Origin of the sequence: Vreelandella olivaria, assembly GCF_023507745.1 — a bacterium.
GTDB lineage: Bacteria > Pseudomonadota > Gammaproteobacteria > Pseudomonadales > Halomonadaceae > Vreelandella > Vreelandella olivaria_A.
In genome coordinates, this window is the sequence record NZ_JALPZO010000066.1 from 107205 (window position 1) to 127294 (window position 20090).

At 55.8% G+C, this 20090-nt stretch carries 19 protein-coding genes; 8 read left to right on the forward strand and 11 right to left on the reverse strand.

The window, feature by feature from the left end:
• Positions 1–61 precede the first annotated feature (61 nt).
• The 6 genes from HP566_RS05755 to HP566_RS21715 all read left to right on the forward strand — a co-directional run bounded on the left by HP566_RS05755 (position 62) and on the right by HP566_RS21715 (position 8333).
• Positions 62–1246 carry an AAA family ATPase gene (locus tag HP566_RS05755; RefSeq protein ID WP_249976309.1) on the forward strand — a complete coding sequence of 395 codons (1185 nt, stop codon included), beginning with the start codon at positions 62–64 and terminating at the stop codon, positions 1244–1246.
• Between the two features lie 6 nt (positions 1247–1252).
• A complete protein-coding gene (locus HP566_RS05760) occupies positions 1253–1789 on the forward strand; it encodes a hypothetical protein (protein ID WP_249976310.1) in 537 nt (178 codons plus the stop codon).
• Positions 1790–1829: 40 nt separating this feature from the next.
• Positions 1830–3404 carry an N-6 DNA methylase gene (locus HP566_RS05765; protein WP_284041327.1) on the forward strand — a complete coding sequence of 525 codons (1575 nt, stop codon included), beginning with the start codon at positions 1830–1832 and terminating at the stop codon, positions 3402–3404.
• Positions 3401–4801 (forward strand): restriction endonuclease subunit S, encoded by a 1401-nt coding sequence (locus HP566_RS05770; RefSeq protein WP_249976311.1) that lies wholly within the window; start codon positions 3401–3403, stop codon positions 4799–4801. The genes HP566_RS05765 and HP566_RS05770 overlap by 4 nt, the downstream gene beginning before the upstream one ends.
• Positions 4798–6150 (forward strand): AAA domain-containing protein, encoded by a 1353-nt coding sequence (locus tag HP566_RS05775; protein WP_249976312.1) that lies wholly within the window; start codon positions 4798–4800, stop codon positions 6148–6150. Before HP566_RS05770 ends, HP566_RS05775 begins: the two co-directional genes overlap by 4 nt.
• A 296-nt stretch (positions 6151–6446) precedes the next feature.
• Entirely contained in the window at positions 6447–8333 is a 1887-nt protein-coding gene (locus HP566_RS21715) for an AAA domain-containing protein (RefSeq protein ID WP_249976313.1), read from the forward strand.
• Between the two features lie 201 nt (positions 8334–8534).
• Here HP566_RS21715 and HP566_RS05785 read toward each other — a convergent pair whose 3' ends face one another.
• The 8 genes from HP566_RS05785 to HP566_RS05820 all read right to left on the reverse strand — a co-directional run bounded on the left by HP566_RS05785 (position 8535) and on the right by HP566_RS05820 (position 16270).
• Positions 8535–9332, reverse strand: a complete 798-nt coding sequence (locus HP566_RS05785; protein WP_249976314.1) for a hypothetical protein — start codon at positions 9330–9332, stop codon at positions 8535–8537.
• On the reverse strand, positions 9326–10699 hold the full coding sequence (locus HP566_RS05790; protein WP_249976315.1) for an amidase: 1374 nt from the start codon (positions 10697–10699) through the stop codon (positions 9326–9328). Before HP566_RS05790 ends, HP566_RS05785 begins: the two co-directional genes overlap by 7 nt.
• The gene (locus tag HP566_RS05795) at positions 10696–11373 is read right to left on the reverse strand and encodes a DUF2848 domain-containing protein (protein ID WP_249976316.1); all 678 of its coding nucleotides are present in this window, start codon (positions 11371–11373) and stop codon (positions 10696–10698) included. Before HP566_RS05795 ends, HP566_RS05790 begins: the two co-directional genes overlap by 4 nt.
• A gap of 32 nt (positions 11374–11405) precedes the next feature.
• A complete protein-coding gene (locus HP566_RS05800) occupies positions 11406–12692 on the reverse strand; it encodes a TRAP transporter large permease (RefSeq protein ID WP_249976317.1) in 1287 nt (428 codons plus the stop codon).
• Positions 12689–13285, reverse strand: coding sequence for a TRAP transporter small permease subunit (locus tag HP566_RS05805; RefSeq protein ID WP_249976318.1), 597 nt, complete (start codon positions 13283–13285; stop codon positions 12689–12691). Before HP566_RS05805 ends, HP566_RS05800 begins: the two co-directional genes overlap by 4 nt.
• A gap of 63 nt (positions 13286–13348) precedes the next feature.
• Entirely contained in the window at positions 13349–14413 is a 1065-nt protein-coding gene (locus HP566_RS05810; RefSeq protein ID WP_249976319.1) for a TRAP transporter substrate-binding protein, read from the reverse strand.
• A gap of 35 nt (positions 14414–14448) precedes the next feature.
• Complete coding sequence (locus HP566_RS05815; protein WP_249976320.1) at positions 14449–15252, reverse strand: putative hydro-lyase; 804 nt, start codon at positions 15250–15252, stop codon at positions 14449–14451.
• A gap of 106 nt (positions 15253–15358) precedes the next feature.
• Positions 15359–16270, reverse strand: a complete 912-nt coding sequence (locus HP566_RS05820) for a LysR family transcriptional regulator (RefSeq protein ID WP_249976321.1) — start codon at positions 16268–16270, stop codon at positions 15359–15361.
• Positions 16271–16464: 194 nt separating this feature from the next.
• Between HP566_RS05820 and HP566_RS05825 the strand changes: the two genes are divergently transcribed.
• Positions 16465–16770: a helix-turn-helix domain-containing protein gene (locus tag HP566_RS05825; RefSeq protein ID WP_249976322.1), complete on the forward strand. Its 306-nt coding sequence runs from the start codon at positions 16465–16467 to the stop codon at positions 16768–16770.
• 67 nt (positions 16771–16837) lie between these two features.
• Here the strand turns inward: HP566_RS05825 and HP566_RS05830 are convergent, their stop codons facing one another.
• From HP566_RS05830 to HP566_RS05840, 3 genes are all read right to left on the reverse strand, one after another.
• Entirely contained in the window at positions 16838–17140 is a 303-nt protein-coding gene (locus tag HP566_RS05830; RefSeq protein ID WP_249976323.1) for a nucleotidyl transferase AbiEii/AbiGii toxin family protein, read from the reverse strand.
• A gap of 4 nt (positions 17141–17144) precedes the next feature.
• Entirely contained in the window at positions 17145–17918 is a 774-nt protein-coding gene (locus HP566_RS05835; RefSeq protein ID WP_249976324.1) for a type IV toxin-antitoxin system AbiEi family antitoxin, read from the reverse strand.
• Positions 17919–18327: 409 nt separating this feature from the next.
• Positions 18328–19206, reverse strand: a complete 879-nt coding sequence (locus tag HP566_RS05840) for a YicC/YloC family endoribonuclease (protein WP_249976325.1) — start codon at positions 19204–19206, stop codon at positions 18328–18330.
• Between the two features lie 141 nt (positions 19207–19347).
• Here HP566_RS05840 and rph point away from each other — a divergent pair, with 141 nt between their 5' ends.
• Positions 19348–20085, forward strand: a complete 738-nt coding sequence (gene rph, locus HP566_RS05845; RefSeq protein WP_249976326.1) for a ribonuclease PH — start codon at positions 19348–19350, stop codon at positions 20083–20085.
• Positions 20086–20090 lie beyond the last annotated feature (5 nt).

Genomic DNA, 20090 nt, shown 5'->3' on the forward strand with positions numbered 1-20090 from the left:
ACCTTGATACCACAACGTTAAAAGCGCAGAATCAACAAAATCCTGTTGAATTTTGAAGAATATGATCAAAAACCTGAGCTTCAGAAATTTCTACAGCTTTGCTGATGATACCGTCATCGACTTTGCCTTGGGCAAAAAGCCCACACCCACTGGCTACGATATCGATATCAATGGCGAACGCTACAACAAAGCCATTGCGGTAGTCGGCGCCAACGGTTCAGGTAAAACGCAATTCCTTAAGCCGTTGGCATTTCTGAGCTGGTTTGCCTCCGAGTCTTTTTTAGGTAGCGACCCTGATCTTGATATTCCTTTTGCTGTCCATCGGTTACATGCTGACGAACCATGCCGCTTTGAGCTTGAGTTTATGATTGGTGGCATCGGCTATCGTTACCAATTGGAACTGACGCCTAAAGAGGTCATTTTCGAGGCGCTCTATGAAAAAACGAGTGCCCAATACAGTTATTTATTTAAGCGTGAAAAAACACAGCAAGGGTATAGCTTTAAACAAAAAGGCTTTCCGTTTCCTAAAGCCCAAGCCGAGAAGCTCCGTGGCAATACGTCACTGATCAGCGCTGCCCACAGCTACGATATCGCTGAAGCGAAGTCCTTCATCGAGTTTTTTGACCGTATTGAAACCAATGTTGTCAGCACGGGACGCCGCCACTTTCAGCACGGTGAGGTGGTGGGCGCCGCGGCAAAGTTTCAGAAAGCACCCGATTTGCTCAAGCGTATGTCAGACGCCATGAGCACGTTTGATCTCGGTCTAAGCAGTGTTGAAATACGCAAGCTGACAGGGCGAGATGAAACAGGTAAGGAAGAGGATGTGTTTGTTCCTTTTGGCCTGCACAAAACGGACGATGGCCAAACGTTTGAACTGCCCTTCTTCGAGGAGTCCAGTGGCACTCAGTCTGCGTTTGTGCTGCTTCAGCCTATTTTGAACGCCCTGCAAAAAGGCGGCGTTGCCGTTATCGACGAAATCGACAATGACCTGCATCCGCACTTGGTCCCGCACCTGCTGGAGTGGTTTGAATTTGACCACACAAATCCTCATCAGGCGCAGTTGATCTTCACCTGCCACACCCCCGAGGTGCTGAATCTACTGCAAAAGCATCAGGTCTACTTGGTCGAGAAGCGCAACCAAAACAGCGAGGCTTGGCGATTAGACGATATGACAGGCCTGCGCTCCGACGACAACCTGTATGCCAAATATATGGCCGGGGCCCTTGGCGCCACCCCGGAGCTGTAACTGATCATGGCAAGGAAACATACTCACCAGCGGCGCCATCGGCAGGCAAGTAAAACGGCCCTGTTGATTGTAGGTGAAGGCCCAGACGATCAAGCCTTTATTAAGCATATGCATCAGCTGTTTCGATCTGACTACTCAGACGTTAAGCCAACGATAGAAAAGCAGTCAGGGGGCTCGCCCGGTAATATCATTACCAATGCCACTCGAAAATATGGACACCTGGCATTCGACCAGCGCTTTCTTGTGCTGGATGCCGATGTGCCACCTACCCAGCAGGATCGCGACAAAGCTTCAAAATACGGCTACAAAATTATCCTCTGGTCGCCCACCTGCCTTGAAGGAGCCCTGCTAGAGGTACTGGGTGAACGAGTCATCGGCCATGAAACCGCTCAGCAGCTAAAAAATCGTTTACACCCTCGCTTGGCTGGCAATCACACCCAGCCAGCAGCCTACGCAGTGCTATTCCCCAGAGCCGTGCTTCAAGCATCAGAAAACATCTCGGTCAATACAGTCCGCAACGCCCTTGCAGGACAACTCATTTAATACCTCCGCTCATCATTAAAGCGGGTTAAAAGGCTCCTCCATGACTAATAACGACATCGTTCAAAAACTCTGGAATCTGTGTGACGTACTGCGCGATGACGGCATCAACTATTCCGACTACGTCACCGAGCTGGTGCTGCTGCTGTTTATCAAGATGGTGCATGAGAATACCGAAGCGGGCATTCTGAAAAAGCACCCATTGCCGGAAGGTTGTCGCTGGACTGACCTGAACAATAGGTCCGGTATTAACCTGCTGGACGACTACAAACGTATTTTGCTCAGCCTCTCCAGTGGTCGCGATGGCACCGGCCGCTTAATTCATACCGACCCACTGATCAGCGCCGTGTACGCCGATGCGCAAACCCGCCTGCGGGAGCCGCGCCATTTAGAACAGATGATCAAAACCCTGGATCAGATCGACTGGTTCAGCGCGCAAAAAGATGGCCTGGGCGATTTATACGAAGGGCTGCTGGAGAAGAACGCCAGCGAAACCAAATCCGGTGCGGGCCAGTACTTCACGCCCCGAGCGCTGATCAACAGTATGGTACGTTGCTTAAAGCCCCAGCCCGGCGAGCTGATTCAAGACCCAGCAGCGGGCACCGCAGGCTTTTTAACCGCTGCCGACCAATACATCAAAGAGCACACAGATGACTTGGCAGACCTGGATGCCCAACAGCAACTGTTTCAGCAAAACAGAGCCTTTGTAGGCATTGAACTGGTGCCCGGCACCCGCCGCTTAGCGCTGATGAACTGCCTACTACACGATATGGAAGGCGACGATGAGGGCGTGGTGCATCTCGGCAACGCTCTAGGCCAAGCGGGCACAAGCCTCGACAAAGCCGATGTAATACTGGCCAACCCACCTTTCGGCACCAGTAAAGGGGGTGACGCCAGCATTACCCGCGACGACCTAACATTTAAGACCAACAATAAGCAGCTCGCCTTTCTGCAGCATATTTACCGCAACCTAAAACCCGGTGGCCGCGCCGCTGTAGTTCTGCCGGATAACGTGCTGTTTGAAGCGGGCGTGGGCACTGATGTGCGCCGTGACCTAATGGACAAGTGCAACCTGCACACCATCCTGCGCCTGCCCACCGGTATTTTTTACGCCCAGGGCGTGAAGACCAATGTGCTGTTCTTCACCAAAGGATCGGCAAAAGACAAATATCAGGATACCGGCTGCACCGAGAACGTCTGGGTGTATGACCTGCGCACCAATATGCCGAGCTTTGGCAAGCGCACGCCGTTCGGTAAGCAGCACCTAACACCCTTCGAAGCGGTTTATGGCGACGCCCCCAACGGCCAAAGCCCACGACAGGAAGGCGAGTGGTCGTTCAACGCCGAAGAGATCGCCGTCGATACGGATGCGATGGAAGAGAACCAAAACGTTGACGACGACCGCCTCGCTAAATCCCGCTGGCGCTGCTTCAGCCACGAATGGATTCGCGACACCAAGGGCGACTCGCTGGATATCAGCTGGCTCAAAGACAAGGACAGTGTGGATGCCGCTGACCTGCCCGAACCCAGCGTGCTGGCTGGTGAGGCGATGAGTGAACTGACAGCAGCTATTGGTGAGTTAGAAGCTCTGATCTCGGCCTTGGAGAATGAGGCATGACTGCCCCAAACAACATACCAATAGGGTGGGCGCACTGCTCACTCGCCGATATCGTTACGCTAAATCCAAAGAATGAAGCAAACCCCGAGCAAGTGGCTGGATTCGTTCCCATGGCTTTGGCTCCTACTAGTTACCACGGCACTTTGCATTTTGAAGAGAAACTGTGGGGTGAAATTAAAAAGTCCTATACCAACTTTGCAGATGGGGATGTCATATTCGCCAAAGTGACCCCTTGTTTCGAGAACGGCAAAGCTTCTATTGTTCGTGGTTTGCCTAATGGTATTGGAGCAGGCAGTTCAGAGTTTTATGTTCTCAGGCCTGCTAGCAAAAATATTTCATCAACACTGATTTTTTCGATCATTAAAAGTCAGCCTTTTATGCAGCAGGGCGCGCAGAACATGACCGGTGCTGTAGGCCTGCGCCGAGTTCCACGTGCTTATGTTGAAGCCTTTCCAATTGTGCTGCCTCCTGCTGCCGAACAAAAAGTCATCGCCGATCAACTCGACACCCTACTGACCCAGGTGGAAACCACCAAAGCCCGCCTTGAGAGCATTCCCGAGACCCTCAAACGCTTCCGTAAATCCGTGCTGACAGCAGCGGTGAGTGGGCGGTTGACGGAGGAGTGGCTCAGAGAAAAAAGTACCCAAAAAGAATCATGGCCAATACTGACTGCTAAAGAAATCTGCGAAAAAGTTCAAAGTGGTTCCACACCTAAAAATAATCCATTCGAACAGAATGGCACTGTGCCATTTCTCAAGGTTTACAATATCGTTGACCAAAAAATTGATTTTGAGTATCGCTCACAGTTCATCACTGAGGAAGTTCATACTACAAAGCTAAAACGCTCTATCGGTTATCCGGGAGATATTCTGATGAATATCGTAGGGCCTCCTCTAGGAAAAGTTGCGATCCTTCCGGATACACACTCTGAATGGAATCTTAATCAAGCACTAACTCTATTTCGGCCGGATTCTGGGAAGTTACTACCCAAGTTTTTGTACTACGTCTTATGCGAAGGATCTTTAGTCCGAGACGTAACGCATGACCTGAAAGGTATTGTTGGCCAGGTAAATATTTCTCTGACCCAGTGCAGGGAAGCTAAGATTCCGTGCCCACCGTTGACAGAACAAACCGAAATCGTCCGCCGTGTGGATCAACTCTTCGCCCACGCCGACGGTATTGAGCAGCAAGTCAACCAGGCGCTGGCGCGGGTGAATCACCTCACCCAATCCATCCTCGCCAAGGCCTTTCGCGGCGAACTGACTGCCCAGTGGCGCGAAGATAATCCTGAGCTAATCAGCGGTGAGAACAGCGCCGAGGCGCTGCTGGAACGCATCAAGGCAGAGCGGGCGGCGAAAGTGCCAGCCAAACGGACAAGGAAGAAGGCAATAGCATGACACAGGCAGAGACCATCACTCCCTCGGCCCAACAGTGGCTTCGTTACTGGCGCAATTCGTTGGCGGACGCTGAGAGCGGCCGCGGGGCGCTGACCAAAAAGGAGCTGGGACAAACTGAGAGCCTGGAAAGTACCTTTTATCGTGAAGGGCGTCTGCCGCCCGAACATTCAGTGCTACAAAAGCTGTTCAAAGGTGAACCAGAATCCGTCCGGCTGGTACGGGTAATGTTACGGCCGGCGGTTTACAAGGTGCTGCAGGAACACGGGGCTAAAAAGCAGGCGCTTTTCCCCGATGTCATAACCCCCTTAATCTGTGGTTTATGGGTGTCCCGCGACGGTCATTTGATTCCCGCCGAGCCGCCTGTCATCCCCCGTGATCTTCTTCGCCCCCAGGCCGATGACCGCTTTACGTTGGCTGACGTTGCGGATCAGGATCGCTTCTTGAGCAAGGCTGAACCTAAGGTCTGGTCAGAGAGCGAAGCGCAAACGCTGCTTGAGAAAAGTGAGCAAGACGAACACCAGACACGATGGAAAACGTATTACAATATCTCGCGTCAATTGTTCGACGAGCTGTGCCCGAAAGAGTTGCTTAAAACGGCATTCGTGAGCGCGGATGAAGCACGAATCGTCAAGGTTGATGAACAGCAGGGCGCTGCGCACCATATCATTAAGCTCTACGACTGGCTTTCCACCACAGATAAGCCATTGCCACTGCTAGACACCTATGCCCTGGCGAAGGTCGAACAGTACCAAGCTTGCGTAGAGCCATTATCGGGTATGTCGAACCGTCTTGGTCACGCCAATACGCTATACCCCCTGGCAGTTGCCCAACGCGATGCGTTGGCACAGGTCATGGCGATGGAAGAAGGTGAGGTGCTGGCGGTCAACGGCCCACCGGGAACAGGGAAAACCACGTTCGTTCTGTCAGCCGTCGCTTCGCTATGGGTAAAAGCCGCGCTTGATCAGATAGAACCACCGTTGATTGTGGCAGCTTCAACCAATAACCAGGCTGTCACCAATGTGCTTGAAGCCTTCGCCAAGGAGTTTGAAGAAACGGATGACGCCTTCGGTGGGCGCTGGCTGCCTGAGATCACCAGTTACGGCGGCTACTATCCGGCCCGTAGCAAAGAGAACGAGGCGGCAAAACACTATCAGACGCCATCGTTCTATCGCCGTATCGAATCGCCGGAGTATCTTGATAGCGCCGAGTCGCTGTTTATGCAACGTGCCCGCCAGGCCCTTGGTGATGAGACACTTGATCGTATAGATAGCGTCCGAGAGCAGCTCCATCAACGGCTGGAAAGTAAGCAGGCACAACTGTCTACCTTGCAACAGCACTGGACGGTATGAGAGGCGCTTCAAACACAGCTGATTAAAACGCTGGGAGATACGCCCGAGGAAACGCTAGCGCGCGAGCAGAAGGTACTCGCCGCTCTTCAAACGGATCACGATGCCATTCAGGCAGACCTCAAGCAGTGGCAACGCTTCTGTGCCGAAGAGCCAATATGGCTGTCACTGCTAGCCGTGCTACCACCGGTGGCCAAAAAGCGCAGTTTGAGACGAGAACTGTTTATCGATGAGCACCTTAGCGCTGATACGCAGCGGTTGATCGAGCAAGCGTCAGCGGCGAGCGCTCCAGAGTCCGTGTGAAACCATGGCTAGCTAAGCAGCGCGAGGCCATTGAGCAGAAAGCAGCCTTCCTGACAGAGTGCCAGCAATGGCAACAAGAGGCAGAACTGGCGACGGCAAAGCTCGAATCCGCTTATCGAGAGCTGAGCCTCGATGAATTACCGGCGTCTTTTGGCGCCTTTGATCAGAGGCTGGATACATCGCTGCGTTTTCACCTCTTCCAGCTGTCCGTGCATTACTGGGAGGCGCGTTGGCTCGAAGAGTGCGCGGAGCGTTCAGAGGAGCTGGCTGAACAAACGGCCAAAGGGCGTGAAAAGCCGGGCCTTAGTAAAGTGCGCCCCCGCTGGCGTCGACGCATGATGTTGACTCCCTGCATCGTTTCGACGTTGCACTCGTTACCTTCACACATGACCCACAGCATATTTGAAGGCGAAGGCCAGTATCGGAACGAGTACCTCATCAATGAAATTGACCTGCTGATTATCGATGAAGCGGGGCAGGTGGCCCCTGATGTGGCAGGAGCGTCCATAGCACTGGCCAAGCGGGTACTGGCCATTGGCGATGTGCATCAGATTAAACCGGTTGCCACACAGTCACAGGCAGTCGATGTTGGCAACCTTTCTCATCAAGGTATCATGACAACCCTGGATGAGTATGAAGGGCTGCGTGAGGGTGGGCGCTCCGTGGTCGATGGCAGCGTGATGCGGATCGCTCAGCAGGCCAGCCGTTACCATTATCTCGAACAGGCCGAACCGGGTATGTTCCTGCGCGAGCATCGCCGCTGCCTAAACGACATCATCGCCTACTGCAATGACCTATGCTATCGAGGATTGCTGCAACCACTGCGCACCACATTGGCTACTGATCACGAACTGCCGCCCTTTGGCTACGTGCATATTGATGGCCGGGCTGAGACACCACCTTCAGGCAGCCGTATTAACCGGCTTGAAGCGATCACGATAGCCGAATGGCTGACAGACCAGCGTGATCGGCTGGAAGCAGTGCATGGCAAGCCACTGGAAAAGATTGTAGGCATCGTGACCCCTTTCAAGGCACAGGCCACATTGATCGAGATCGAGTGCCGAGCACGGGATATAAAGGTAGGCCGCGGCGACGGTGAGATGACAGTCGGTACCGTGCATGCCCTGCAAGGAGCCGAGCGCCCTATCGTCATTTTTTCAGCCGTATACTCGCGGCACGACGATGGCAACTTTATCGACCAAGACCCTTCGCTACTTAATGTAGCAGTATCACGAGCCAAGGATAGCTTCCTTGTGTTTGGCGATATGGATGTGATTGGTAGAGGTGCACGAGGAACGCCGCGCCACTTGCTTGCCCGATATCTGTTTAGCAACGAGCAAAACGAACTAGCGTTTACCCCCAGCGTTGCTCGTCCTGATCTACTCGCGTTTTGCCAGACGCCTCGGATCATTAATGATTCTGAAGCGCATGATCAGTGCATTCGAGAGTTGCTTGAAACCGCTCGTCAATGGGTCGCCATGGTGTCTCCTTGGATCTCTTTAAGGCGTCTTAACGAAACGGGCCTACTGGAGGCGTTGCGCCAAGCTTCTCATCGAAATATCGCGATTACGATTTATACCGATCACCATTTCAATACCACCAGCAATAACGTGCCAGATGAAGGTAAAAAGCAGCGCTTTGAACAGTGCTGCAAAGCGTTATCAGAAATGGGACTGACCATTAACGTGGTTCATCAGGTACACAGCAAGCTGATCATGGCCGACGATAGGTTCTTTTGTGTGGGATCTTATAACTGGGCCAGCGCAGCGCGAGAAGGCCTATATAAAAATATGGAAACTTCTATGCTCTATAGCGGGGATTTAAGTGAGGAAATACAGATTCAGTTAGCAGCGTTGGATGGACGTATTCTTTTAAGCAAATAATCAGGTAAAGCTCGGCTGAGGCCGAGCTTTAATCAATTACTCAATGTAAATAATTCCTACCCACTATATTTCGTCATCTTGTAAGTTGCTTTTCAAAAAACGGCAACTAATGTGTTGCTATAAATCATAAAAGCAACTCAATTGATGACATCGCCATGCCGTTACTGAATCAAATCAAAAAGCGCCGTGTTGCATTAGGCTTCAAACAGAGTGACATGCAAAACGCCGGGCTCGCCATTGGCTAAACATGAACAAGCTGGTACTAACAGCCAGCGAGGCGAGCAGGGCCAAAAGAAAGGTGGCCAGCGGGGTCACTGTACCAACCAAGGTAGCGGTGACCACGCCAAAAGCCACCAAACTTAGCATGCCCTGCTGCGCCATGCTCACGGTGGCGCGGGCCACCTCGACGCCATAGCGCTGGTGAAGGGTCCAGCCAATGGTGAGCAGGCCAATAGGGAAGCCCACCAGAATGCCGGAAAGCAGTGGACCGGCATTGGCCGCCAGGGTTGTTGCGATGCTTACCAGCATACCGGCGAGCACGCCACGCAGAACCAGATCGAACCAGCCCGAGGCGGCTACCACCCTGGGCGGCGTCAGTCTGAGGTAGCGCTTCACAGTTTCGGCCAACAGTAGCGCCATGGTGTACATCAGCACCGCCATGGCCACCCCGCCCGGGAGCCGCGAGAACAGCAGCACCGCAGGTATCCAGCACAGCGTCGCCAGCGCCAGGCTGGCCCTGGCGCCCAGCCGCTTGGCCGAGACCACGAAGCAGATAGTGAATACCAGCGTGGCGACCAGGGCGTGCAGGGTCGAGAGTACCGCCTCGCGAATAAACGCCGGCGACTGCTCCTGGAGCATGAAAAAGTAGCCGGGCCCCAGCACGATCGGCATGCCGGCAATAATGCCGCCTAGCCTGGGGCCCAGCTTGCCCACCGCGATGGACACGCCGATGACCACCGCCGCCGTGGCCACCAACTTGGCCGCCAGAACGCTCAGCATCGTGGCTGTATGGTCTCTTCGATGGCCAGGGCCTGGCGCAGTAGCGTGGCATCTGTGCCGTTGCGGCCGACCAGCATCAGCCCGCAGGGCAGCTCTCCCGGAGCGTGGTTGGGCAGCGTGATAGCGCACAGGTCGAGCAGGTTAGCCACCGTCGGGTTGCGCAGCACCAGCAGGTTGAGCCGCGCATACTCCTCGTCACTGGCCACCTCCTCAAGGCGAGGCGGGGCCACCGGCACGGTGGGTGCCAATAGGCCATCGAATTCGGCAAGCCAGGCATCGGCCTGATGCTGACGTTCGCGACGACGCTGCAGCAGTTCGAGGTAATCCGCTGCGCTCAAGGCGGCGCCTTTCTCGATCCGCGAGCGAACGCGCGGGTCGTAGCGGTCGCCATGCTCGTGAAGCCATTGCCGGTGCAGGTAGTAGCTCTCGGCGGCGGTAAACCCACCCCCTTCCATCAGCTCCGGCAGGCTGGCCAGGACCGGCGCCGGGGCCTCGATGAGCGTAGCACCGGCCTCGCTCAGCAGTGTCAGGCTGCGGGTAAAGGCGTTTTCCACCGTTGCTTCCATGCCGTCGAGCATGTAGTCACTAGGCACAACAAAGCGACGGCCCTTCAACGGCAGCGCGATGAGAGGCTGACAGGGCTGCCCGGCGAGCACCGCATCCAAGCGGGCGCAGCAGGTCACGCTGCGGGCGATGGGGCCGATCGAGTCCAGGCTGTCCGAGAGCGGCAAGACTCCCTGGCGCGGAACGCGAGCCTGGGTGGGCTTGAAACCGACCAGGCCACAAAAGGCCGCGGGGATACGTACCGAGCCGCCAGTGTCGGTGCCGATGGCCGCCGCCGCCATCCCCAGCGCCACTGCCACGGCAGAGCCTGAGGAGGATCCGCCGGGGATACGCCCCGGGGCGAGCGGATTGTCGGGAGTACCATAGTGGGGATTGAGCCCCAGCCCGGAGTAGGCGAACTCGGTCATGTTGGTATGTCCGGTCAGCACCGCTCCTTCACGGCGCAGTCGGGCGACGATAACCGCATCCCGCTCGGCCGCCGGCTGCCACCCCTGGGAGCCGGCATGGGTCACTTCGCCGGCCACATCGAACAGCGCCTTGAGGGCAATCGGCAACCCTGCCAGCTGCCCCGCCGGCACTCCGTCTGTACGCAGTCGGTCGGCGGCGGCCGCCTCGGCACGCGCGCTGCGCTCGAAGCGGCGGGTATAGACCTGGGCCTGGAGATCTTCCCGCTCATCGCTGTTCTTGAGGCAGACATTGAGCAGTTCACTGGCTTGCCAGCGACCGTCTCGCATGCCATCGAGCAGAACGTCGAGGGTCGCGGAGTGGCCCTGAAGCGGCTGCAAGGGCGTGGGGTGGCTCATGCCACCACCGCCAGCGACTGGACGGCGTAGCGGTGCTCCAACTGGCGTCCGGTGACGGGATCCTCGAGCACCATGCGAAACGCCTCGGAGGCTCGCACCCCGCCGATCACTGGCAGGGTACCGCACAGCATCACTTGGCCAGGTGCCAGCTGCGGCTGCTCAAGCCCGAAGCGCTTGAGCAGCTCGGCGGGATGCAGCAGCCCCGTCACGGCGCCTTGCTGGTAAAGGACTTCCTCGCCGTCGAAGGTGGCATAGGCGCTCATTTGCAGGCTGTCCCAATGCTCGATCACACTGTCCAGGCGCCACAGCTGCTGGCTGACCGGCTTGACGCAGACCTGCTTGGAATGTGCCACCGACCAGGCTTCAGCCTCTCGGTCGGTATGATCAGAGCCAATGCCCATCAGGGTGCCTTGGGGCGTGCCAATCAGCACGATTTCCACCTCCCCGCTAGAGGCCTCGCCGAGCACCTGAATATCAGCCGCGGTGATAAGCTGGTTGGCCGCGACGCGGTAGAACAGCGGCGTACTGGAAGGCGGTGTGACGCCAATCTCCTTGAGCTCCTCAATGTGCTCGTCAATGGCCGCCTGCTCGCGCCCGGCCCAGCCGGCAATGATCAGTTCCTGTACCTCGACGTCGATGGGTTGTGCTGTCTCTGCGAGATAAAACGTTGTCATGAGGACTCCTTTGTTGTAGGTGGTGTTCAGGGCTATCCACGCACCAGGTTGGGCAGATACATGGCGACCGACGGAAACACAATAAGTACGATGGCCATTAAGAACATGATGCCGACGTAGGGCATGGCACCCAGCATCACATCGTTGAAGGAACCGCCCTGGCGAACCCCCTGCACCACATAGAGGTTAAGGCCCACCGGCGGGGTGATCAGCGCCATTTCGATCAGCAGGATCAACAGGATGCCGAACCACACCGGGTCAAAGCCCATGGCGATAATGATCGGGGCGACGATGGGGATAGTGATCACCATCAGCGACAGCGTCTCGATAAAGAAGCCCAGCACGATGTAGAGCGCGATCACCAGCATAAGCGTCGAGTAGGGGCCCAGGCCTGCTGACTCCAGAAAGCCGGTCAGCTCCCGGGTAACCCCGGTGGAGGCCAACACGAAGTTGAGGAAGTAGGAGGCGATGATGATCAGCATAATCATGCCGGTGGTACGCATAGTGCCATCTAACGCCTCAATGATGATGCCCAGCGATAGCTTGCGCATGAACAGCGCGATCAATAGCGCCCCGATCACCCCCAGGGAGGCCGCTTCGGTGGGCGTCGCCCAGCCAGCATAGATCGAGCCCACCACGATGCCGAACAGGATCAGCACCGGCACCAGGTGCTTGAGCCCCGAGAAGCGCTCGCCCCAGGTGTGGTGGGTGCTTGGGCCGCCAAGGGTGGGGCGCCACAGGCAGATTAGCGCCGTTCCGACCATGAACAGCACGGCCAGCAGAAGCCCCGGCAGCAGCCCCGCCGCGAACAGCTGGGGAATCGAGGTTTCGGTTAGGAAGCCGTAGACGATCAGGTTGATGGAGGGAGGAATCATGATCCCCAGGGTGCCCCCGGCGGCAATCGAGCCAGTGAACAGCTTGGGGTCGTATTCCATCTCCTTACCCTGGGGGAGCGCCACAGTGCCTATGGTGGCCGCGGTAGCCACGCTGGAGCCGGAGGTGGCAGAAAACAGCGTTGCGGTGCCGATATTGGCATGCAGCAAGCCGCCCGGCAGCCACGATAACCAGCTCTCCAAGGCGCGGTAGGTGCCCTTGGCGATGCCAGTACGCACCAGGATTTCACCGAGTAGTATGAACAGTGGAATGGCGATCAGCAGGAAGCTGTCCGAGGCCGACCAGAGCACGTCGCCCATCGCTCTGACTAAAGGGAACGGCGAGAAGAACTCATCCAGGAACAGTCCCAGTGCAATCAACGTTGCTGCCACCGGTACACTGATCAGCAGTAGCACAAGGAGAACCAGCAGTGCGAGTAAAATCATGACAGGGCTTCCTTGTTTTCGTCGTTTATCTGCTCATCCAGCGTCGGGCTACCGGCCAGCCGCTGGACACCTTGGATGTCTCCTCCCAGCAAGCCAAACAGCACGCGTAGGGTAAGTAGGCCGACCGCAATGCTGAACCAGGTTAGACCCAGCAGCCACAGCGCCTGAGGTATCCAGATGGGGGTACCGAGGGGCGTATTGGCGGTGGCGCCACCGCCGTAGGAGTCGCTGGTGATCCCGAAGGCAGAACCCACCACCAGGATGCAGAACAGCGCCATGGCCAGCAGCGCGACCAGATCCAGAACACCACGCACCTTGACAGGAAAATTCAGGTACAGGGCATCAATGCGGATATGCGCTTTGCGCATCAGGGTGTAGGCGAACGACCAGCTGGCGCTGATCGCCATGATATAGCCCGTGAGCTCGGTGGCATGCACAGCAGAGCGGCCCATGAAGCGCCGCGATAGGACTTCGACAGTCACCATGATCACGGTCAGCAGGATCAGCACGCCACCGGCACGCGCCAACCACAGAGAACCGATTTGTACCATATCCAGAAGTTTGTCGAGGGTAGTGTTGACCCGTGCGAACATGTCTCTCTCCAGATCGGAACCAGACTGTCGTGCAGTCTGGTCGCCGACAATGATCCAGTGCGATTACTTGGCCGCTGTCAGGCCCGTCACGGAACCAATGGTCTCGTTCCAGCGATCGACCCACTCCTGGTCAACGCGGTTTGCCCAGTTCGGCAGCAGAGTCTCCTCGAGGTGGCGAGTGGCCTCGCTGAAGTCCTCATCCGTTGCTTCCACCAATACCATGCTGCCGACATCGCCCCGCGTGCACTCGCCTTCACCGGTCAGGCAGGCAATCCCCTCACGAGTTTCCTCCACGGCAGACTCCCATACGGGGTTCTCGTAGTTGTCGTGGATCTCGCTCATCAGCCACTCCTGGGTTTCGCTCGAAAGCGACGCCCATTTGTTGCCATTCATGGCCGTGACAACGTGATCCCAACCGCCCACCGGCAGCGGATAGAGGTGCGTAGAGACTTCATGCCAGCCGGAGCTGAAGCCTGATAGTGATCCAGTTACGGCGCAGTCGATAACACCGCGCTGGAGCGCACCAGGGACTTCGCTAAAGTTGAGGGTGATGCCCTCGGCGCCCAGCGCTTCTAGGAACTCTGCCGTGGTTCGTCCACTGGCGCGTACCTTCTTGCCAGCGAGATCCGAGAGGCCATCGATCTCGACGTTGCAGAAGACCATCTGCGAGGGGTAGGGCACCACTGCCAGTAGTTGAGCATTCTGATAGCGCTTGGCAAAGGCATCGGCCAGCACCGGACGGTAAGCATCCGCCACTTCCCTGGCGGTTTCCACGTCCGGTGCCAGCATCGGCATATCCAGCCCCTCGAGTTCAGGGGCATCCTGCACGGCGTAGTTGATCACAGTGGAGGCGATCTCCACCACGTCACGTCCCATCAAGCGGTAGACCTCACCACCGCTAAGCCCCATCTGGTCAAAGGTGGTGACATTTGTTGAAATGCGTTCGCCAGAGGCCTCTGGAATATGGCGCTCCCAGAAGGGACGCTCGAAGTTTTGGTACAGCGATAGACTGCTCCAACTGCCGACATAGGAGAGGCTGGTTTCATCGATCTCCTGGGCAACAGCATGGGAGCCAGTGACGGCCAGGGTGATGGCAGCAGCTGAGACAAGGGAGTTTCTTGTAATCATTGCATGTTCCTCACTTTCTTCGGTTTAGGTGGGGGTTAAAACAGAGCCAGGTGGCTATCGGGTATATCGCTTACCAGCATATGCCCGGGGCTGTGAGTAATAGCGAATTCGATACCCGCATCGATCAACACCTGCTGCGGGGTGACGCCGCAGGCCCAAAAAAGCGGAATCTCATCATCTCTCACTGACACGCTATCCCCGTAGTCGGGAGAGTCGATGTTGGTGATGCCTATCAGGGCGGGATCCCCGATGTGTACTGGGGAGCCATGTGCCTGGGGATAGCGGGTGGTGATCTGGATGGCACGAATGGCGTCGGCCGCCGAGTAGGGGCGCATCGACACCACCAGGTTGCCGCCAAATCCCCCCGCCGTAGTGAGGGGGATCGTGGTGTTGAACATGGGGACGTTGCGGCCTTGCTCGATATGCCGCACCCCTAGCCCGTCGTGCTGCAAGGCATACTCAAAGGTGAAGGAGCAGCCCAGGGCAAAGGTCACTAAATCATCACGCCACTCGGCGGTTACCTCCACGACGCTGCCGCTGGTCTGACCGTTTCGATAGACGCGATAGGCGGGCAGGTCTCGAGCAATATCCACATCTCTGCCAAGCGCCTCACATCCCCTTGCGCCAGGCTCACTGACCGCCAGCACCGGGCACGGCTTGGGGTTGGCCTGACAGAAGCGCATAAAACCGTTGGCTTGCGCTTCGGGCAGAATCACCAGATTGACTTGTACGAAGCCATTGGCCAGTCCCGCCGTAGGCACTGTCAGCGCTCCCTCTCTGGCAGCGTGACGAACAGCTAACGGAGTAGAATTCGCATCTATGGGGATAGCTGATGACATGGAAGTCTGCCTCTTGAGTGCACAATCACTAAAGCTAAGGCAGAAGCAGTGATTTATACAATTCGGAATTTAAAATCAGTATTGATCAATAATTTGGATCAATAGCCTAGACGAGCTCATTTAGTGGTGAGTCATAGAGGTGGCTCCCGGAGACAACGCTGAAAGCAATTTCAGCCACTGCTTGCACAACATTGTCACCTGGCGCAACGCTGTATGCTGCGTTGAAAACCAAATCCGGAATAGATACTTCCACCTCGAACTGCTTGAGCCGCCCCATCGCCAGCTCCTGCTGAATGATCTCGCGAGGCAGTGCGCTGATGCCGATACCGTCGACCGTCATGCGAATGATGGTGGAGAGTGAAGAACTCGAATGAATCCGCGTCGAGTGGTTCATAGGATCCACCAGGGAGCGAATATTGGTATAGGGCTGGCTCTGGCGCGGATAGGTAATAATCGGCCAAGTAGCTAGACCGGCTGGCGACAGAGGTGTGTCGGGAATTGCTAAATGGGGACTTGCCACCCAGACCAGCGAGTAGCGGCAAAGGCGTCGATTGATCATACCCGGCTGATTGACCTTGCCCATCAGAAAGGCGATATCAATGTCGTGATTGACCAATTTATCGGCCAGATTGACGGAGATGTCGACATCAAGCTCCAGGTTAATCGCCGGGTAAGCCTCACTGACCCTCTCGATCATCTGCGGCAGCCAGGTATGGGCAATGGTTTCTGATACGCCCAGTCGAATAGTGCCGTGAATGGCCGTTGGCTGTGCGACTACTTGCAGCATTTCGCTGTGTAAATTCAGCATTTTCTCGGCATATACTAGCAATTCGCGACCCTTGGCGGTCAATTTGACATGCCGGCCTATCCGATCAAACAGCTCCACGCCCAACTCTTCCTCAAGCCCCGCAATGCGTGCTGATACCGACGGCTGGGAAGAGTACAGTCGCTTCGCGGCTGCTCTAAAACTACCTAATCGCGCGATCCATACAAACGTTTTTAGCGTGCGAATATTCATGCAAACCGTTGCTCCTGAACTGGTTTGAATTTCCAGGGCATTATTTTATTACCCGACATGTGTGGCGCGCTTACTATCAGCAACAAAGCGAACCAACACTCACCCAACCATGTCATCTTATAGATTGCTTTTTAAAAAAATAGCAACTAATGTGTTGCTATAGCCTGAAAAGCAACTTATTTGATGACATCAAAATGCCGTTACTTGATCAAATTAAAAAGCGCCGTATAGCGCTAGGCTTCAAACAAAGTGATATGCAGATGCGCGTTGGCATGTCGCGCCAGCAGTATCAGCGGCTTGAAGCCAGTGGCAACCCGCGCCTTAACACATTAGAGCTGGTCGCTAAGGGGTTAAACAGTGAGATTATGCTGATTCCTCAAGAGAAGCGCGAAGCGGTACTGGCCCTGCTCGCAAGTCATACAGCGGGCGCACCCTGCTCCGACATTGCGGATAATGTCATTGATGCCCCGTGGAAAGGCTTGCTAGGGGATGATGATTAACAGTGCAAAGGCGGGGTAAATGGATCGATTGAGCAAGGCCAGCTCCCCAGCCCTTGTGTGCCGAGGATTAGACGCAGGGCGTCCGCTTTATCCTGGAAAGCTCGAATAACCCGAGTATTGTCGATGCTGGCCGTGATGGTGGAAGCCAGGGTAGGGTATCCAGATTACTCTTGATGCTCTGCAGTGCTTCATGCCGTTCCAGCATGGGCAGGAAAACCAGATCGATATCGACCGAAAGCCGGGGAAAGTCACGAACGAACAAATTGATAGCCGCTCCACCTTTGAGGGCGAAACAGTCGTGCCGGGAAACGAAGGGAATCAGCCACAGCAACAGCTGAACTTGCCGATAGTAGTGGCTTTGTCTGTCCATATTCTTACATCTCCTTCGGCACGGTAATCTGCCAGGTTGGCTCCAGCTTGCCGCCTTTAGCAATCAGTCGTTTACCGGTTCCCAGCGCATACTGATCCGGTGTCAGGTGCTTGAGCCAGGCGTGTTGGTGTCTTCCTGCCAGCCAGAGAAAGAGTCGTTTTGCTTTAATGCTGCTACAGGTTTTCAGCAAGGCGTCCAGCTTGCGAGGTGAAAGGTTGTGCAGTCCTTGCACAAGCTGGTCGGCATGTTCAAAGCTGATGGTATTGGGCACCGCTGCCAAGAGCTCCAAAATGGCTTTCTCTGGACAGGAATAGTGGAGTGGGGGCAGCGATACTTGCCAAGTGTCTTGCCGGAGGTACTTATCGTCTTGCATCAGCGTCTCGGGCCACAGGCGGCGCGTTCCGTGCCACTCAAACTGTGCCGGAACATCGATTCTGCCCAGCCATCGGGGAAGCGCGGCATCGGAATAGAGCTGAACCCTTGGCTTGCTTCCCTTGGGCAGATAATGGCCAAGGCCTTCCAGCTCTAACGCGCTCAAGCCTCCGACATGGACAGGAGCATCGGACATGCGTTGCAAAGAGGCAACGATTCCTTTCCACGACAGCCTTGCTTCCTGCCTTGCGTAAACACCGGCTACGAGAGGGATCAGGGTCTGGCTGCGCACCGCATTGTCCAGAAAGTGCAGGTTGAGCCCTTGTGCCTCCAGCCATGATTTGGTGGCTACCATATCCAAGGGCAGCACCTTCTGTAACTGCTGTCTGGCTTCAGTATTCAGCATGACTGGCCTCAACGTAGTTTGTAAATCATCAAATATACGTTGATTATTGACGTGAATTATACATTTTTCAAACCAATTTAATTTTTAAGTTTGTTGATTTGTTACTTTACGTCAATTACTGCCGTTAAAATTATGATTTTCAAACTATTGCCATGGTGCGGCCAGTAATTCCATTTTCCGCGTACCGGTTGCAATCAAAAAAGCACAAACTAAATAGTTCTCTCGACCGAGCTGTGCCGGCAGCTCTTGCGCTTGATAAAGAATTCAACGAATTCGGATTAGGTAATTGGCGGATTGATACCCACAACTACCCAAACTTAGCAGAGCTCACACGAACATCATGACTGTAAAATTACATAACCATTTGATTTATATTGGTTTAAAGAACGGCATCGAACACCCAAGAACATCACTCAATATTCTGAATCTGCTCCCGCATCTGCTCGATCAGCACCTTCAGCTCCACCGCGCAGCGGGTGGTGTCGGCAACCACGGATTTTGACGAGAGCGTGTTGGCTTCACGGTTGAGTTCCTGCATCAGGAAATCCAGGCGGCGACCTTTGGGGCCTTTTTGGCCCAGTTGGCGGCGCACTTCTTCCACATGGGCCGTTAGGCGATCCAGCTCTTCATCCACATCGGCTTTTTGGGCCACCAGCACCAGCTCTGCTTCCAGGCGTTGCGGGTCGAGTTCGGTTTTGGCGATTTCCAAACGCTCCAGCAGTTGGGCACGTTGGCGCTCCAAAATCTGCGGCAGCAGGCTGTGCACGGTAGCGACCTGCTCGCTGACTGCGGTGAGGCGGGTGGTGATCATTTCGGCAAGCTTTTCGCCTTCCCGGACGCGGGCATCGATCAGCTCGTCCAGGGCTTGGTCAAACAGCGCTTTGGCGGCGGCTTTAATGGCATCCTGATCGAGGTGCTGGGTTTCCATCACTCCAGGTTGGTTGAGTAGCGCAAGCGTGGTAGGCGGCACCGCGCTGGGCACCTGCTGCTGGATAGCCGCCAGGGCATCGGCAATCTCTTTGAGCCGCTGTGCATTCACTGCTGGGGCCAGATTGGCTTCAGCTGCCTCAAAGCGCAGGCTGCACTCCACTTTACCCCGTGCCAGTCGCATTCGCAGGGCATCGCGCAGTACCGGTTCCAGCTCGCGAAGCGTATCCGGCAGGCGGAAGTGGGGTTCCAGATAGCGCTGGTTAACCGAGCGTATTTCCACCTGCAGGGTACCGAAAGGAGCAGCCTGCTCGGTGCGGGCAAAGGCAGTCATACTATGTACGTGGCGTGAGCGAGCCATGATGTTTCCTGTTAAAAGCGCATTTGTGCCAGTCTACCCGATCTGGTGCCAGTTGATATGATCACCTTGAATAGGCCCATCGGGGAGCGCGTTGACGTGTACAATGGGGGGCTTTTCCAACTGATATTGATGAGAGGTGCTATGCGTCCTGACGTTGTTCGCCCCAGCGGTCGCCAAGCCGACCAGCTCCGAGATATTCGCTTAACCCGCGATTACACCCGCCATGCGGAAGGTTCGGTACTGGTGGAGTTTGGCGATACCAAGGTGCTGTGTAATGCGAGCGTAGAGGCGGGCGTACCGCGCTGGCTGCGTGGCAAAAATCAGGGATGGGTGACCGCTGAGTACGGCATGTTGCCGCGCGCCACCCACTCGCGCAGCGGCCGCGAAGCAGCCAACGGCAAGCAAGGTGGCCGCACCCTGGAAATACAGCGTTTAATTGGCCGCAGCCTGCGCGCGGCGGTGAACCTGAAGAAGTTGGGTGAATTTACCATTACCGTGGATTGCGATGTGATCCAGGCCGATGGCGGTACCCGCACGGCGTCGATTACGGGTGGCTGCGTGGCGCTGGTGGATGCGATTCGCCACCTGCAACGGGAAAAGAAGATCAAGGGTGATCCTTTCAAGCAGTTGGTCAGCGCGATTTCCGTGGGTATATACAAAGGCGTACCGGTGCTGGACCTGGACTACCCGGAAGACAGTAAAGCCGATACCGACCTGAATGTAGTGATGACCGAAAGCAGCGAGCTGATTGAGGTACAGGGCACCGCTGAAGCAGGCGCGTTTAATCGTGCAGAGCTGAACGCCATGCTCGATCTGGCTGAGAAAGCGGGTGGTGAACTGCGTGAGAAGCAGCGCGAGGCGCTGGGCATACGTGGATAGGATAG

Coding starts and splice junctions, on each gene's coding strand:
- HP566_RS05830 (WP_249976323.1), bottom strand. CDS start 17,140: ATGGACAGACAAAGCCACTACTATCGGCAAGTTCAGCTGTTGCTGTGG.
- HP566_RS05810 (WP_249976319.1), bottom strand. CDS start 14,413: ATGATTACAAGAAACTCCCTTGTCTCAGCTGCTGCCATCACCCTGGCC.
- HP566_RS05795 (WP_249976316.1), bottom strand. CDS start 11,373: ATGACAACGTTTTATCTCGCAGAGACAGCACAACCCATCGACGTCGAG.
- HP566_RS05800 (WP_249976317.1), bottom strand. CDS start 12,692: ATGATTTTACTCGCACTGCTGGTTCTCCTTGTGCTACTGCTGATCAGT.
- rph (WP_249976326.1), top strand. CDS start 19,348: ATGCGTCCTGACGTTGTTCGCCCCAGCGGTCGCCAAGCCGACCAGCTC.
- HP566_RS05815 (WP_249976320.1), bottom strand. CDS start 15,252: ATGTCATCAGCTATCCCCATAGATGCGAATTCTACTCCGTTAGCTGTT.
- HP566_RS05785 (WP_249976314.1), bottom strand. CDS start 9,332: ATGCTGAGCGTTCTGGCGGCCAAGTTGGTGGCCACGGCGGCGGTGGTC.
- HP566_RS05820 (WP_249976321.1), bottom strand. CDS start 16,270: ATGAATATTCGCACGCTAAAAACGTTTGTATGGATCGCGCGATTAGGT.
- HP566_RS05805 (WP_249976318.1), bottom strand. CDS start 13,285: ATGTTCGCACGGGTCAACACTACCCTCGACAAACTTCTGGATATGGTA.
- HP566_RS05840 (WP_249976325.1), bottom strand. CDS start 19,206: ATGGCTCGCTCACGCCACGTACATAGTATGACTGCCTTTGCCCGCACC.
- HP566_RS05770 (WP_249976311.1), top strand. CDS start 3,401: ATGACTGCCCCAAACAACATACCAATAGGGTGGGCGCACTGCTCACTC.
- HP566_RS05790 (WP_249976315.1), bottom strand. CDS start 10,699: ATGAGCCACCCCACGCCCTTGCAGCCGCTTCAGGGCCACTCCGCGACC.
- HP566_RS05765 (WP_284041327.1), top strand. CDS start 1,830: ATGACTAATAACGACATCGTTCAAAAACTCTGGAATCTGTGTGACGTA.
- HP566_RS05755 (WP_249976309.1), top strand. CDS start 62: ATGATCAAAAACCTGAGCTTCAGAAATTTCTACAGCTTTGCTGATGAT.
- HP566_RS05760 (WP_249976310.1), top strand. CDS start 1,253: ATGGCAAGGAAACATACTCACCAGCGGCGCCATCGGCAGGCAAGTAAA.
- HP566_RS05775 (WP_249976312.1), top strand. CDS start 4,798: ATGACACAGGCAGAGACCATCACTCCCTCGGCCCAACAGTGGCTTCGT.
- HP566_RS05825 (WP_249976322.1), top strand. CDS start 16,465: ATGCCGTTACTTGATCAAATTAAAAAGCGCCGTATAGCGCTAGGCTTC.
- HP566_RS05835 (WP_249976324.1), bottom strand. CDS start 17,918: ATGCTGAATACTGAAGCCAGACAGCAGTTACAGAAGGTGCTGCCCTTG.